This is a genomic window from Streptomyces flavofungini, from assembly GCF_030388665.1.
Lineage (GTDB): Bacteria > Actinomycetota > Actinomycetes > Streptomycetales > Streptomycetaceae > Streptomyces > Streptomyces flavofungini_A.
The window spans coordinates 7,131,260-7,145,786 of record NZ_CP128846.1 but is presented as its reverse complement, the minus strand read 5'-3'; the positions used below and the strand labels follow the sequence as shown (position 1 = coordinate 7,145,786).

Annotated in this window: 13 protein-coding genes; 7 read left to right on the top strand and 6 right to left on the bottom strand. The window is 72.1% G+C overall.

The genetic code is table 11. The annotated features are described in order from the left end of the window. Nucleotides 1–153: 153 nt before the first annotated feature. Entirely contained in the window at nucleotides 154–1,125 is a 972-nt protein-coding gene (locus QUY26_RS30575) for a hypothetical protein (RefSeq protein ID WP_436840434.1), read from the top strand. 4 nt (nucleotides 1,126–1,129) lie between these two features. Here QUY26_RS30575 and QUY26_RS30570 read toward each other — a convergent pair whose 3' ends face one another. After that, nucleotides 1,130–1,549, bottom strand: a complete 420-nt coding sequence (locus QUY26_RS30570; RefSeq protein WP_289952255.1) for a Rieske (2Fe-2S) protein — start codon at nucleotides 1,547–1,549, stop codon at nucleotides 1,130–1,132. A 295-nt stretch (nucleotides 1,550–1,844) separates the two neighbouring features. Between QUY26_RS30570 and QUY26_RS30565 the strand changes: the two genes are divergently transcribed. Further along, nucleotides 1,845–2,783, top strand: coding sequence for a carbohydrate kinase family protein (locus QUY26_RS30565; protein WP_289952254.1), 939 nt, complete (start codon nucleotides 1,845–1,847; stop codon nucleotides 2,781–2,783). A 14-nt stretch (nucleotides 2,784–2,797) separates the two neighbouring features. Here the strand turns inward: QUY26_RS30565 and QUY26_RS30560 are convergent, their stop codons facing one another. After that, nucleotides 2,798–3,658, bottom strand: coding sequence for a helix-turn-helix domain-containing protein (locus QUY26_RS30560; RefSeq protein ID WP_289952253.1), 861 nt, complete (start codon nucleotides 3,656–3,658; stop codon nucleotides 2,798–2,800). Nucleotides 3,659–3,771: 113 nt separating this feature from the next. On the opposite strand from QUY26_RS30560, the gene QUY26_RS30555 reads away from it, so the two are divergent. Then, nucleotides 3,772–4,341, top strand: coding sequence for a YceI family protein (locus QUY26_RS30555; RefSeq protein WP_289952252.1), 570 nt, complete (start codon nucleotides 3,772–3,774; stop codon nucleotides 4,339–4,341). Between the two features lie 113 nt (nucleotides 4,342–4,454). Here QUY26_RS30555 and QUY26_RS30550 read toward each other — a convergent pair whose 3' ends face one another. Both QUY26_RS30550 and uvrA read right to left on the bottom strand, forming a co-directional pair. Beyond that, the gene (locus QUY26_RS30550; RefSeq protein ID WP_289952251.1) at nucleotides 4,455–5,246 is read right to left on the bottom strand and encodes a crotonase/enoyl-CoA hydratase family protein; all 792 of its coding nucleotides are present in this window, start codon (nucleotides 5,244–5,246) and stop codon (nucleotides 4,455–4,457) included. A gap of 231 nt (nucleotides 5,247–5,477) precedes the next feature. Then, nucleotides 5,478–8,573, bottom strand: a complete 3,096-nt coding sequence (gene uvrA, locus QUY26_RS30545; protein ID WP_289952250.1) for an excinuclease ABC subunit UvrA — start codon at nucleotides 8,571–8,573, stop codon at nucleotides 5,478–5,480. Between the two features lie 236 nt (nucleotides 8,574–8,809). Here uvrA and QUY26_RS30540 point away from each other — a divergent pair, with 236 nt between their 5' ends. Further along, on the top strand, nucleotides 8,810–9,535 hold the full coding sequence (locus QUY26_RS30540; RefSeq protein WP_289952246.1) for a maleylpyruvate isomerase family mycothiol-dependent enzyme: 726 nt from the start codon (nucleotides 8,810–8,812) through the stop codon (nucleotides 9,533–9,535). Between the two features lie 10 nt (nucleotides 9,536–9,545). Continuing rightward, a complete protein-coding gene (locus QUY26_RS30535; protein WP_289952245.1) occupies nucleotides 9,546–10,202 on the top strand; it encodes an MBL fold metallo-hydrolase in 657 nt (218 codons plus the stop codon). A gap of 17 nt (nucleotides 10,203–10,219) precedes the next feature. Here QUY26_RS30535 and aroQ read toward each other — a convergent pair whose 3' ends face one another. Then, nucleotides 10,220–10,681, bottom strand: coding sequence for a type II 3-dehydroquinate dehydratase (gene aroQ, locus QUY26_RS30530; protein WP_289952244.1), 462 nt, complete (start codon nucleotides 10,679–10,681; stop codon nucleotides 10,220–10,222). A gap of 83 nt (nucleotides 10,682–10,764) precedes the next feature. Between aroQ and QUY26_RS30525 the strand changes: the two genes are divergently transcribed. Together QUY26_RS30525 and QUY26_RS30520 are read left to right on the top strand one after the other, a co-directional pair. Further along, nucleotides 10,765–11,835 (top strand): S66 family peptidase, encoded by a 1,071-nt coding sequence (locus QUY26_RS30525; RefSeq protein WP_289952243.1) that lies wholly within the window; start codon nucleotides 10,765–10,767, stop codon nucleotides 11,833–11,835. A gap of 170 nt (nucleotides 11,836–12,005) precedes the next feature. Further along, nucleotides 12,006–13,274, top strand: coding sequence for an MFS transporter (locus QUY26_RS30520; protein WP_289956191.1), 1,269 nt, complete (start codon nucleotides 12,006–12,008; stop codon nucleotides 13,272–13,274). A 31-nt stretch (nucleotides 13,275–13,305) separates the two neighbouring features. Here the strand turns inward: QUY26_RS30520 and QUY26_RS30515 are convergent, their stop codons facing one another. Continuing rightward, the gene (locus tag QUY26_RS30515; RefSeq protein ID WP_289952240.1) at nucleotides 13,306–14,406 is read right to left on the bottom strand and encodes a calcium:proton antiporter; all 1,101 of its coding nucleotides are present in this window, start codon (nucleotides 14,404–14,406) and stop codon (nucleotides 13,306–13,308) included. Nucleotides 14,407–14,527 lie beyond the last annotated feature (121 nt).

The following is a 14,527-nucleotide window of genomic DNA, read 5'->3' as shown; positions in this document are numbered from 1 at the left end:
CAGTGCAGGTCAACACGCTTCAATGCGGCATGGTTTGAAGCGTGAACAACGGCGTACATCTGTGAACGCCGCTCGCACGCTCACCTGGCCACCCGCTTCGACCGGGGCGTACACCCGCGCGGCCGGAGTGAACGTTCACAGAAAGGACCTGCGGTGCGGAACGTGACCCCCCACACAACGCCCCACGCGACGCCCGTCGCGGACGACACCCCGGCAGACCTCGCCACCGCCCTGCGCACCGGCCCGTTCCACGTCGCCCTGCGCGCCGCCATCGCCGCCCGGCGCCTGCCCCTGCAACGCGTGCGCCACCATCTCGCCCGCGCGGGCGTCCACGTCGGCGTGACCAGTCTGAGCTACTGGCAACAGGGCGCGCGCCGCCCTCAGCGCGCCGAGTCACTACGGGCCGTACGCGCCCTCGAGGAGATCCTGCGGCTGCCGGAGGAATCACTCATCCGGCTGCTCGCCCAGGCCGAGGAGCGTATCAACACCGAACGCCCCGCGGCCCGTTCTTACCGTTCCCTGGTGGAGGCCTCCGACGTCCTGCAGAAGCTCCTCGCGGACCTGGAGTCCCCGCTCGACGGCGGCCTGCACACCGTCGGCCACCATGAGCGCATACGCATAGGCGCCCATCGTGAGCTGCTGGGACGCGATTCCCAGCATGTCGTACGCGCCCACACGGACGGGATCGACCGCTATCTGGCCATCCACCACGGGGACCCCGGCTGCGCCCCGGAGCGGATGGAGGTGCGGGCCCTGGAGAACTGCCGCACCGGCCGGGTGCGCTGGCACCACGACACGGGTGTCCTGGTCGCCGAGCTGCTGTTCGACGCCCGGCTGCGCGCGGGTGACACGCACCTGTTCTGTTACGGCTTCGAGGACGGCACGGCCGGGACGAGCGCCGAGTACGTGCGCGGTTTCAGCTTCACCGGTGGCCAGTACGCCCTCCAGGTCCGCTTCGCGGAGGGCACCCTGCCCGTCCGCTGCCACCGCTTCACACAGCGTTCGGCGGCCGCGCCCCGCCTGGGCCTGCGCGAGCTGACGCTGAGCGGCAGCCATCGGTCGGTCCACCTCGTGGAGCCGCAGGTGCGGGCCGGGATCATCGGCATCGGCTGGGACTGGGAGTGACGCCTCAGGCTCCCGGGCCCGCCACGATCTTGCCGCCCGCGACCTTCACCGGCAGCTCCTCCAGGGGTGTCACGGCGGGCTCGCGCAGCACCTTGCCGTTCCTCGCGTCGAACTGGCTGCCGTGGCACTGACAGGTCAGCTCGGCGCCCTGAAGCTTCTCGATGGGGCACCGGGCGTGCGTGCAGATGCTGCTGAACGCCTTGTACTCGTCGTCGGCGATCCGGCTGACCACCACGTTCTCGTCCGGGTAGAGCTTCGATCCGCCCACAGGAACCGCGTCGGCCGCGCCGAGGTCCACCGGCTCGGTCGGCGCGGAACGGCTGCCGTTGCCGCCGGAGGAGCAGGCGGTGAGCCCGAGCCCCACGGCCGGGGCGAGGGCAGCCGCGCGCAGCACGGTGCGGCGGGCGGGGGACGTGCCGGGCATGAAGTCTCCACAGGTCAGGCTGGTTCGGCGACGAATCATGACCTTACCGGTGGGGTGTCGTGGGGCCGGATGGCACGGTCGGGCCCGGGTGCCCCGTGACCAGGTGGCACGGTCGGGCCCGGGTACCCCGTGACCGGGTGGGGCGCGGCGGTGCCCGAGTGCCGCCCGCATCGGCCGCGCCCGCCGGGTCAGGCCCTAGCCTGTCCGCAGGCGGAGGCCGGGGCTCCAGGGCGCGCGAACGTCCGCGGGCCCGACCGCCGGACCGCCGGAGCCGCACGCCGGGAAGGAACCGTCAGTGATAGTCGTCGCAGGTGAGGCCCTCATCGACCTCGTGCCGCAGGGTGCGCCGCGGGACGCGCGGCACCCCGTGCTGCCGGACCTGGCGCCGCGCCTCGGCGGCGGCCCTTACAACACGGCGATCGCCCTCGGCCGCCTCGGCTCCCCCACCGCCTTCTGCTCCCGGGTCTCGCTCGACGCGTTCGGAGAGGCGCTGCTCGCGGGTCTGCGGGCGGCTGACGTCGACGTGTCGTACGTCCAGCGGGGCGCCGAGCCGACGACCCTGGCCGTCGCCTCGATCGGCGCCGACGGCTCGGCCGGGTACTCCTTCTACGTGGACGGCACCGCCGACCGGCTCTTCGCCGTGCCCCGCCGGGTCCCGGACCGGGTCCGGGCGATGTCCTTCGGGACCTGCTCGCTCGTCCTGGAGCCGGGCGCGAGCGCGTACGAGGAGCTGATGCGGCGCGAGGCGGCCCGCGGCGTCTTCACGGCGCTCGACCCCAACATCCGCGCCGGACTCATCGCCGACGCGGACGCCTACCGTGCCCGGTTCAAGAGCTGGCTGCCGTCGGTGGCGCTCCTGAAGCTGTCCGAGGAGGACGCCCGCTGGCTGGGCGGCACGCCCGAGGAGTGGCTGGCGTCGGGCCCGGCGGCCGTGGTGGTGACGCGGGGCGGCGAGGGCCTGTCCGTCTTCACGCGCGCCTGCGGTGAGGTCTCGGTGCCCGGCGTTCCGGTCGACGTCGTGGACACGATCGGCGCGGGCGACACGGTGAACGCGGCGCTGCTGCACTCCCTGGCCGCGCGGGACGCCCTGTCCGCGCGGACGGCGGCGGGGCTCGATGGCGACGCCTGGGCCGAGGTGCTGCGCTTCGCGGCCCGCGCGGCGGCGGTCACGTGCTCACGGGCGGGGGCGGAGCCGCCGTACGCGCGGGAGGTGGACGGGGGCGCGGGCCGCTGAGGCGCGGACGGGCCTCAGCCGCTGACCGCGCGCAGGCCGCCGGGCTGGCGGCCGTTGAGCTGGTCCAGGGCCGCCGAGGTGGCGTCGTCGGCCGGGAGGTGGACGAGGAGGCGCTGACCGTCGACGTCGGGCAGCGCCAGCGTCTCGTACGACAGGCGCAGCGCGCCCACCTCGGGGTGCGCGAGGCGCTCCACGCCGCTGCGGCGCGGCAGGCCGGGCACGGCCTCGACACGGTCGGCGAACGGCGCGCCCGCGAGCACCGTCAACTCGTCGACGAACTGCACCACATGGGGGTCGATCATCGGCGATTCGTTCCTGAGGTGCGCGATCTGCTCGTCGGCGACGCGGTCCCACTCGGGGAAGACGGTGCGGGCCCGCTCGTCGGTGAAGACGAACCGCAGCAGGTTGGGCCGTTCGCCGTCGAGCAGGCCGAGGGGGCGGGCGAGCCGTTCGTAGGCCGTCGTGTACGTGAGGACGTCGCTGAGCCGGTTGAGCAGGACGGCCGGGGTGGGTTCGAGGCGGTCGACCAGGGCGCGCACGGTGGGCCGCACGGACAGCGCCGGGGGCGGGGCGGCGGAGCAGCAGGGGTCGTCGGCGCCGCTGCCGGCCTTCTGCAGGCGGCGCAGGTGGACGCGCTCCTCGACGGTGAGCCGCAGGGTGTCGGCGAGCGAACCGAGCACGGACGGCGACGGGTTGCGGTCGCGGCCCTGTTCCAGGCGGGTCAGGTACTCGACGCTGATTCCGGCGAGGGTGGCGACTTCGGAGCGGCGCAGTCCGGGCGTGCGGCGGCGCGCGCCGGTGGGTAGTCCCGCTTCGGCGGGCGTGACGGCCTCGCGGCGGGTACGGAGGAAGGATCCCAGCTCGTTCTCGCTCACCGTTCGAACGTATCAGGGTGCATCCTGGGGCCGCCGCCCCTGATCGTGGCCCTGCCACTACCAGTCTCCGCCCGGCCTTCCTCGGGTCCGGCGCTCGCCCCAGAGTGGACGGCATGACCACTGAGACCCACACCACTGACGCTGCCGCCACCACCGCCCTGCCCCTGCCTGCGGGCCGCTGGACGCTTGACCCGCTGCACTCCGCCGTGAACTTCACCATCCGCCACCTGGGCATCTCCAAGGTGCGTGGCCGTTTCACGGAGTTCGACGCGGAGCTGGTGGTGGGCGAGACCCTCGACGACACGGTGGTGAGCGCCACCATCGCCCTGGCGTCGATCGACACCGGCAACCCGGACCGGGACGCGCACGTCCGCGCCTCCGACCTGCTCGACGTGGAGAAGCGCCCGACGATGGCGTTCCGCTCGACCGGGATCTCCGGTTCCGGCGAGGACTGGACGATGGCGGGCGAGCTGACCATCGGGGATGTCACCCGCCCGGTGACGCTGGCCGTGGAGTTCGGCGGCCTCGGCGACTTCGGCGAGACGCGCCACGCCGGTTTCGAGGCGACGGGCGAGATCCGCCGCAGTGAGTACGGCCTGACGTTCGCCCCCGGCATGCTCGGCGAGGCCGTGAAGATCCAGCTGGACATGCAGTTCCTGGAGCCGGGCAAGGGCGAGGCGTAGGCCCCTGGCCCGGGAGGTTCAGCTGTTCCGGCTCGGGAGGTTCAGCTCGACCCGGGCTTCGGCCCTCGTCCCGCAGTTCAGCTCGCCCCGCGCTTCGGCCTCGTCCCCGGAGTTCAGCTCGTCCCGAAGGCGCCGTGTCTTCCCGCTCCGGCGGCGAACCGCGCGGCGCCTTCGGCTGCTTCGCCAAGGGCGTGCAGGCCGTGGGCCAACTCGCCCGCGAGCGCCCGCTGTTCGGGCAGTCCGTGCTGTTCGCGGGCGGAGAGCCGGTCGTGCCGCAGGCAGGTCTGGGGGAACGCGGCGATCTCGGCGGCGAGTTGCTCGGCGGCCGCGCGGGCGGTGCCTTTCGCCACGACCCGGTTGACCAGGCCCATGCCCAGCGCTTCCGCCGCGTCGACCGGGCGGCCGGTGAGGATGAGGTCCATGGCGCGGCCCTCCCCGATGATGCGGGGCAGCCGCACGGTCCCGCCGTCGATGAGCGGCACGCCCCAGCGGCGGCAGAACACCCCGAGCACAGCGTCGTCCTCGGCGACCCTGAGGTCGCACCAGAGGGCGAGTTCCAGGCCGCCCGCGACGGCGTGCCCGGAGACCGCGGCGATGACGGGCTTGGACAGGCTGAGGCGGGTGGGCCCCATCGGCCCGTCGTTCGCCCCGTCGACCTCGGCGATCTCGTTCCCCTCCGGGGTTCCGAGTGCCTTCAGGTCGGCGCCCGCGCAGAACGTGCCCCCTTCTCCCCACAGCACGGCGACCGATGCCTCCGGGTCGGCGTCGAAGTCCCGGAAGGCGTCGGCGAGGGCACGCGCGGTGGGCCTGTCGACGGCGTTGCGCACGTCGGGCCGCGACAGGACGACGGTGGTGACGGCTCCGTTCCGTTCGCTCCGCACGGACGGGGTGGCTGCGGCTGACATCTCGTACGCCTCCTTGGTCGCGGTGGTGCGTTGAACGCGATTGAACGCATGGGTGCGCTGGACGCTGGGTGCGTTGGACGGTACGCGAGGTGGGTGGCGGAAGAAGGGGGTCCCGGAAGCGGAAGAAGGGGGCCCGGAGGAGGGGGCCCGGAAGAGACGTCAGCGCGCCACCCCTGTGCGGGGCGGCGCGCTGACGTGTGTGGCCCAAGACCGGGCGGGCGGCGCTTGGCCTCAGGCCTTGCGCGACCGCGACGCCGTCTTCTTCGCGGGCGTGTTCTTCGCGGGCGCCTTCTTGGCCGCCGCCTTCTTGGCGGCCGTCTTCTTCGTCGTCGGCTTCGCGGCCGTCGACTTCGTGGGCTCCGGCTTGGTGACCGTCGACTTGGTGACGGCGGCCCTCGTGGGGGCCGACTTCGAGGCCACCGTCTTCTTGGCGGTGGTCTTCTTCGTGCTGCGGCGGGCCGGGGGCACCGCCGCGTCGCTGATGCGGTCGGCGGCGATGATGTCGCGCAGGAACTTGCCGGTGTGGCTCGCGGGCACGCCGGCGACCTGCTCGGGGGTGCCCTCGGCGATGACGAGGCCACCGCCGCTGCCGCCCTCCGGGCCCATGTCGACGACCCAGTCCGCGGTCTTGATCACGTCGAGGTTGTGCTCGATGACGATGACCGTGTTGCCCTTGTCGACCAGGCCGGAGAGGACCGTGATCAGCTTGCTGATGTCTTCGAAGTGCAGACCGGTGGTCGGCTCGTCGAGGACGTAGACCGTGCGGCCCGTGGAGCGCTTCTGGAGCTCGCTGGCCAGCTTGACGCGCTGGGCCTCGCCGCCGGAGAGCGTGGGTGCGGACTGGCCGAGCCGGACGTACCCGAGGCCGACGTCGTGGAGGGTCTTCAGGTGCCGGGCGATGCCGGGGACCGCCTCGAAGAAGTCGAGCGCCTCCTCGATGGGCATGTCGAGGACCTCGGCGATGGACTTGCCCTTGTAGTGCACGTCCAGGGTCTCGCGGTTGTACCGCGCGCCGTGGCAGACCTCGCAGGGGACGTACACGTCCGGGAGGAAGTTCATCTCGATCTTGATGGTGCCGTCGCCGGAGCAGTTCTCGCAGCGGCCGCCCTTGACGTTGAAGGAGAAGCGTCCGGGGAGATAGCCCCTGACCTTCGCCTCCGTGGTCTCCGCGAAGAGCTTGCGGACGTGGTCGAAGACTCCGGTGTACGTCGCCGGGTTCGACCGGGGGGTCCGGCCGATGGGCGACTGGTCGACGTGCACGACCTTGTCGACGAGGTCGTCGCCCTCCACGCGCGTGTGCCGCCCGGGGACGGACCTGGCGCCGTTCAGCTCGCGGGCCAGGTGGGTGTAGAGGATGTCGTTGACCAGCGTGGACTTGCCGGATCCGGAGACGCCGGTGACGGCGGTGAGGACGCCGAGCGGGAAGGAGACGTCGATGTCCTGGAGGTTGTTCTCCCGGGCGCCGTGGACCGTGAGGCGGCGGGCGGGGTCGGCGGGGCGGCGGATGTCGGGGACGGGGATGGCCTTCTTGCCCGACAGGTACTGCCCGGTGACCGACTTGTCGTTGCCGAGCAGTTCCTTCAGGGAGCCGCTGTGCACGACCTTGCCGCCGTGCTCGCCCGCGCCCGGGCCGATGTCCACGACCCAGTCGGCGACCTTGATGGTGTCCTCGTCGTGCTCGACGACGATCAGGGTGTTGCCCATGTCGCGCAGCCGGACGAGGGTCTCGATGAGGCGGTGGTTGTCGCGCTGGTGCAGGCCGATGGACGGCTCGTCAAGGACGTAGAGCACGCCGACGAGGCCGGAGCCGATCTGGGTGGCCAGGCGGATGCGCTGGGCCTCGCCGCCGGAGAGGGTGCCCGCGGCGCGGTTGAGCGAGAGGTAGTCCAGGCCGACGTCGACCAGGAAGCGCAGTCGTTCGTTGACCTCCTTCAGGACCCGCTCGGCGATCTTCTTGTCGCGGGCGTCGAGCCGCAGCTCGGCGAGGAAGTCCGCGCAGTCGCTGATCGACATCGCGGAGACCTCCGCGATGGACCGGCCCATGACCGTGACGGCGAGGACGATCGGCTTGAGGCGGGTGCCCTCACAGGTGGGGCAGGGCACCTCTCGCATATAGCCTTCGAAGCGCTCGCGGCTGGCGTCGCTCTCGGCCTCGCTGTGCCGCCGCTTGACGAAGGGGACGGCGCCTTCGAAGGCGGTGGTGTAGACCCGCTCCCTGCCGTACCTGTTGCGGTAGCGCACTTCGATCTGGGTCTTGTGGCCGTGCAGCAGGGCCTTCTTGGCGCGCTGGGGCAGGCCCGCCCAGGGCATGTCCGTGGCGAAGCCGAGGGCGTCGGCGAGGGCGCCGACGAGGCGGCCGAAGTAGTCCTTGGTGTGGCCGTGGGACCAGGGGTGGATGGCGCCCTCGTCGAGCGACTTGTCCTCGTCCGGGACGATCAGCTCGGGGTCGACCTCCATGCGCGTGCCGATGCCGGTGCAGTCGGGGCAGGCGCCGAAGGGCGAGTTGAAGGAGAAGGAGCGGGGCTCGAGTTCCTCGAAGGACAGGTCGTCGTACGGGCAGTAGAGGTGCTCCGAGTACATCCGCTCGCGCTCGGGGTCGTCCTCGGGGAGGTCGACGAAGTCCAGGACGACCATGCCGCCGGAGAGGCCGAGCGCGGTCTCCACGGAGTCCGTGAGGCGACGCTTGGCGCTGTCCTTGACGGTGAGGCGGTCGACGACCACCTCGATGGTGTGCTTCTCCTGCTTCTTCAGCGTGGGCGGCTCGGAGAGCTGGATGGTCGCGCCGTCCACCCGGGCGCGGCTGTATCCCTTGGTCTGGAGGTCGGCGAAGAGGTCGACGAACTCGCCCTTGCGCTCGCGCACCAGCGGCGACAGGACCTGGAAACGGCTGCCCTCGGGCAGTTCGAGGACCTTGTCGACGATGGCCTGCGGGGACTGCCGGGAGATCGGGCGGCGGCACTCGGGGCAGTGCGGCTTGCCGATGCGCGCGAACAGCAGGCGCAGGTAGTCGTAGACCTCGGTGATGGTGCCGACCGTGGAGCGCGGGTTGCGCGAGGTCGACTTCTGGTCGATGGAGACCGCGGGCGACAGTCCCTCGATGAAGTCGACGTCCGGCTTGTCCATCTGGCCGAGGAACTGGCGGGCGTACGACGACAGCGATTCGACGTACCGCCGCTGGCCCTCGGCGAAGATCGTGTCGAACGCGAGCGAGGACTTGCCGGACCCGGACAGACCGGTGAAGACGATGAGGGAGTCACGCGGGAGGTCGAGCGAGACGTTCTTGAGATTGTGCTCGCGCGCGCCACGGACGATGAGACGGTCGGCCACGCCGGTCCGCACCTTTCTTGAGAGAAGTGACAGGGGCGGGGCCCCCGTCGTTCACAGACTAGGGCGACCCACTGACAACGCCGGGCCGGATTCTCTGGTTCGCGGCCCTGGGGCCGATGAAACCCGGACTACCAAGAATGCCCGATGCCGCAACCGACCTTATAGCACGGACATTCGATTTGCGGGCCTCGTCCACCGCCTTCACCCGAACGTGTGGCGGAGCTATCGTCGGGCGCATGATTGATCATGTGCGCGACCTGGCGTCTGTACGTGACGCGACGGACCGGCTGCTCGCCGCAGCCGCCTCCTTGGACAACGCTTCGACGGCCGAGCCGTCACGGCTTCCCGGCTGGACGCGCGGCCACGTCCTCGCGCACGTCGCGCGGAACGCCGACGCCCTGGTGAACGTTCTGGCCGGGCGGCCCATGTACGTCAGCGGGGAGGCGCGGGACGCCGACATCGAGCGTGACGCGCCACGACCGCTGGAGGTGCACCTCGCCGACCTGCGGGAGTCCGCGGCCCGCTTCCAGGACGAGGGCGCCGCCCCCGCGGACTGGTCCCGCACCGTGGAGCTGCGCAACGGCGTCAAGGACTCCGCCTTCAACGTGCCGTTCCGGCGCTGGATCGAGGTGGAGCTGCACCACGTGGACCTCGGCGTCGGCTACGAGCTGGAGGACCTCTCCGAGGAGTTCACCCAGCGCGAGATCGACTTCCTCGCCCAGCGCTTCAGGAACCACCCCGGCCTGCCCGCCGTGGCCATCCGGCAGGACGACGGCCGCGTGCTCGCCACGGGCGCCGTCGAGGGCGTCACCCCGGAGCAGATCGAGGAGGGCCGCGAGCGGGCCGTCGACGTCACCGTCAGCGGCCGTCGGGCGGACCTCCTGGGCTGGCTCGCCGGGCGTCGCGACGGCACCGGACTGACCGTGGCCGGCGGCTCCCTCCCCGCCCTGCCCCCGCTATAGGCTGAGTCGCATGACGTACAGCGGAGTGGTGAAGGTCGGCGGGCCCGCGGACGTGCACGAGCTGCAGGACCTGATGATCTCGAAGGTCGCGGTCGGCCCGATGGACAACAACGCCTATCTGCTGCGCTGCCGGGCCACCGACGAGCAGCTCCTGATCGACGCGGCCAACGAGCCCCAGACGGTGCTGCGGCTCATCGGTGACGACGGCGTCTGCGCCGTCGTCACCACCCACCAGCACGGCGACCACTGGCAGGCCCTCGCGGAGGTCGTCGCGGCGACGGGCGCGCGCACGTACGCGGGCCGCGAGGACGCCGAGGGCATCCCGACGCCGACCGACGTCCTCGTGGACGACGGCGACACCATCACGTTCGGCCGGATCTCGCTCACCGCCCGGCACCTCGTGGGCCACACGCCCGGCTCGATCGCCCTCATCTACGACGACCCGCACGGCCACCCGCACGTCTTCACCGGCGACTGCCTCTTCCCCGGGGGCGTCGGCAACACGTGGAAGGACCCGGAGCGGTTCGCGAGCCTCATCGATGACGTCGAGACGAAGATCTTCGGCACGCTCCCCGACGAGACCTGGGTCTACCCCGGCCACGGCAAGGACACCACGCTGGGCGCCGAGCGTCCGCACCTCGCGGAGTGGCGCGCACGCGGCTGGTGACCCCCGCCGGGGCGGGCCTAGGCCCGCCCCAGCAGCGCCGCCACCCGCTCCACCCCGAACACGTACCCCTGCACACCGCAGCCCGCGATGACGCCGTCGGCGCGCTGCGAGACGTACGAGTGGTGCCGGAACGACTCCCGCTGGTGGATGTTGGAGATGTGCACCTCCACGACCGGCATGCCGTCGCACGTGTTGAGCGCGTCCAGGATGGCGATCGACGTGTGCGAGTACGCGGCCGGGTTGATGACGATGCCCGCGTGGTGCTCGCGCGCCTCGTGGATCCAGTCGACCAGCTCGCCCTCGTGGTTGGACTGCCGCAGGTCGACCGTCCCGCCGTGCGCCGCGGCCGCCTTGGCGCACATCGCCTCGACGTCCGCGAGCGTGTCGGTGCCGTAGATCTCCGGCTGGCGACGGCCCAGGAGGTTCAGGTTGGGGCCGTTCAGGATCAGGACCGGGGCGGTGGCGAGGGTGTGGGGCACAGGGACCTCCGTGCGTCGGACTGCTGCTCACTGCCGGTTTATCACGGTGCGGACGCCGCGAGTCGGGCCGTACGCTGCCCGGCATGACACCGCCAGGCCGCCCGCACCCGCCGCTCTATCCGCCAAAGCCCGTCCCGGGCGACCGCATCGCCGTCGTGTCGCCCGCCGCCGGGCTGCCGGAGCTCTTCCCGCTGCCCTACGAGCTGGGCCTGCGGCGGCTGCGGACGGACTTCCTCCTGGAGCCGGTGGAGTATCCGACGACGCGCAGGATGGGCGCCTCGGCGCGGGAGCGTGCCGAGGACCTGCACGCCGCGTTCGCCGATCCGCAGATCAAGGCCGTCATGGCGAGCATCGGCGGCGACGACCAGATCACCGTGCTGCCGTTCCTGGACCGGGAGTTGATCCGGGCGCACCCCAAGCCGTTCTTCGGGTTCAGCGACAACACCAACCTGCACGCGTTCCTGTGGCAGGCCGGCATCGTCAGCTTCCACGGGGCGTCGGTGATGTGCGAACTGGGGCGGCCGGGAGCCATGGCCGCCCCGACGGCGGACTCACTGCGCGCGGCCCTGTTCACCGCCGGCCGCCACGAACTGCGTCCCGCCGAGCGCTTCCGTGACGTCGACGTCCCTTGGGACGACCCGGCGGCCCTCGCCGCCGAGCCGCCGACGGAGCCGGGCGAGGGCTGGAGCTGGCATCTGCCGGAGGGCGCCGAGCGGGTCGTGGAGGGGCGCTCCTGGGGCGGCTGCCTGGAGGTCCTGTCCGGGCTCATGATGGCCGACCGCGAGGTCGCCGACCCGGCCGCGTACGACGGGCACGTCCTGTTCCTGGAGACGACGGAGGAACTCCCCTCCCCCACCGAGGTGTTCCGGATCCTGCGTGCCATGGGCGAGCGCGGGCTCCTCGCGCGTTTCGCCGCGCTGCTCATGGGCCGCGCCAAGCGCTGGAGCTTCGACCGGCCCCACGGCCCCGAGGAGCGGGCCCGCTACGCACGGGAGCAGCGCGAGGCCGTACTCGAAGCGCTCTCGGCGTACGCTCCCGCCACCATGGCCGTCTTCGACGTGGACCTCGGGCACACGGATCCCCAGTACGTGATCCCCTACGGCGGCACGGTACGGGTGGACGGGGACGAGCGGCGGATCACGGTCACGTACTGAGTGGGGCACGCCGACACCCGCGGGCGGGGCGCGCCACCGGGCGTTGCGGCGCGCCCCCGGACTCCCGCGAGCCCCCGTAACCGCCCGTCACACCGGGTAGTTGACGCACCGTGCGCAACAGTCACTCTCCGTCAGAATCCCAGCCCACAGCCCAGCCCACGCCTCCTTCTCTGCCCCGGCTCGCCGCCGCGTCGCTCGCCGGGACGGCCATCGAGTTCTACGACTTCTTCATCTACGGCACCGCGGCGGCCCTGGTCCTCGGGCCGCTGTTCTTTCCGACGTTCTCCCCGCTGGCGGGAACTCTCGCGGCGTTCGCGACATTCGGAGTGGGCTTCGTCGCCCGGCCGCTCGGCTCCGTGCTCTTCGGGCACCTCGGCGACCGGCGCGGGCGACGGCCCGTCCTGGTGATCTCGCTGCTCCTGACGGGCGTTGCCACCGTCGCCGTGGGCTGCGTGCCGACGTACGGGACGATCGGCGTGGCCGCCCCGGTGCTGTTGCTCGTGCTGCGTTTCGTGCAGGGTGTGGGGCTCGGCGGGGAGTGGGGCGGGGCGGTGCTGCTGACCGCCGAGCACGCGCCGCCCGAGCGGCGCGCGCTGTGGGCGAGCTTCCCGCAGGTCGGGCCCGCGATCGGGTTCCTGTTGGCCAACGGCGTGACGCTGGCGCTGTCCGCGACCCTCACGGAGGCGCAGTTCGCCTCCTGGGGGTGGCGGATTCCGTTCTGGGGAGCGGGGGTGCTCGCGCTGGCGGGGATCGCGCTGCGCGCCTCGCTGGTGGAGAGCCCGGACTTCCTCCAGGTGCGTGAGCACGCGCGCGTACCGCTCGTCGAGGTGGCGCGCGGGCACTGGCGGCTCGTGCTGCTCACGGCGGGCGCCCTTGCCGTGGGGTACGCGGTGTTCTACGCCGTCACGACGTGGTCGCTCTCCTACGGCGTGGAGCGCCTCGGTGTGAGCCGTACCGTCATGCTGGCGTGCATCATGGCCGCCGTCGTCGTCAAGGGCGCCCTGACGCCCGTGGCGGCTTCCCTGGGCGACCGGTACGGGCGGCGGCCGATGTGCCTGGTGGGGTGCGCGGGGGTCGCCCTGTGGATGTTCCCGATGGTCGCCCTGCTGGCCACGGGTGAGCCGTTCCTGATTTTCCTGGGCTTCCTGGTGGCGCTGATCGCGTTCGTCGCGATGTTCTCCGTGGTCGCCGCGTATCTGCCGGAGCTGTACGAGCCGCGGGTGCGCTGCACGGGGGCGGCGGTGGGTTACAACCTTGCCGGTGTCCTCGGTGGGGCGCTCACGCCGATGGTGGCGACCGCGGCGGCGCGGGGCGAGGGCACGCCCTGGGGTGTGGCCGCGTATCTGACGGCCGTGGCGGTGTTCAGCCTCGGGTGCTTCGCGCTGCTTCCGGAGACGCGGCCCGTGCGGCAGGAGGCGGCGGTGCCGGTCACGGGGTGACCCCCGGACCGGCGCCGGCCGCTCCCGCGTGTCAGGGATTGACCGCGAGCTCCAGGTACGCCGCGAACAGCACCAGGTGCACGCCGCCCTGGAGGGGCGTGGCGCGGCCGGGCACGACCGTGAGGGTGCCGACGAGGACGGTGAGCACGAGCAGCACCATGTGGGTCGAGCTGAGGCCGAGCACGAGCGGCCCGGACAGCCACACGGAGGCGATGGCGACGGCGGGGATGGTCAGGCCGATGCTGGCCATCGCCGAGCCCAGAGCCAGGTTCAGGCTGGTCTGGACGCGGTTGCGGCGGGCCGCGCGCACGGCCGCGATGGTCTCCGGGAGCAGCACGAGCAGCGCGATGATCACGCCGACGACGGCGTGCGGCAGACCGGCCGACTCGACGCCCGACTCGATGGTGGGCGACACTCCCTTGGCGAGCCCGACGACCCCGATGAGGGCGAGCGCGAGCAGACCGAGGCTGATCAGTGCGGTGCGGGCGGAGGGGCCCTCGGCGTGGACGTCCTCGTCGACGACCTCGCCCTCCTTGGTGACCGGCAGGAAGTAGTCGCGGTGCCGGACGGTCTGCGTGGCGACGAACAGGCCGTACAGGACGATGGACGACAGGGCGGCGAACGTGAGCTGCGCCGTGGAGAACTCCGGTCCCGGCTTGGAGGTCGTGAAGGTCGGCAGGACCAGGCTGAGCGTGGCCAGGGTGGCGACGGTCGCGAGCGCGGCGCCGGTGCCCTCGGAGTTGAAGACGGCGACGCGGTGGCGCAGGGCGCCGGTCAGCAGGCAGAGGCCGAGTATGCCGTTGCAGGTGATCATCACGGCGGCGAAGACCGTGTCGCGGGCCAGCGTGGAGCTCTTGTCGCCGCCGTCGGCCATGAGGGTGACGATGAGGGCGACCTCGATGATGGTGACCGCGACGGCCAGGACGAGGGAGCCGAAGGGTTCGCCGACGCGGTGCGCGATGACCTCGGCGTGGTGGACCGCGGCGAGCACCGCCCCGGCGAGTACCGCCGTCACCAGGGCGACGACCGCGCCCGGCAGGTCGCGCCCCCAGGTGAGGGCGAGGAGAACGATTCCGAGCACGGGCACGGCGGTGGTCCACCGTGCGGCGAGGGCCCGGAGCTCAAGGATCATGTTTTCGATGCTGCCCCGCTCACGGGAGGGCCGCGACTTCATAGGTTCCTTTCATGCGGAAGCGGTGCACGGTCGACGACCGTGCACCGCTTCCGGGGTGGTGCTCACACAGCCGGTACCC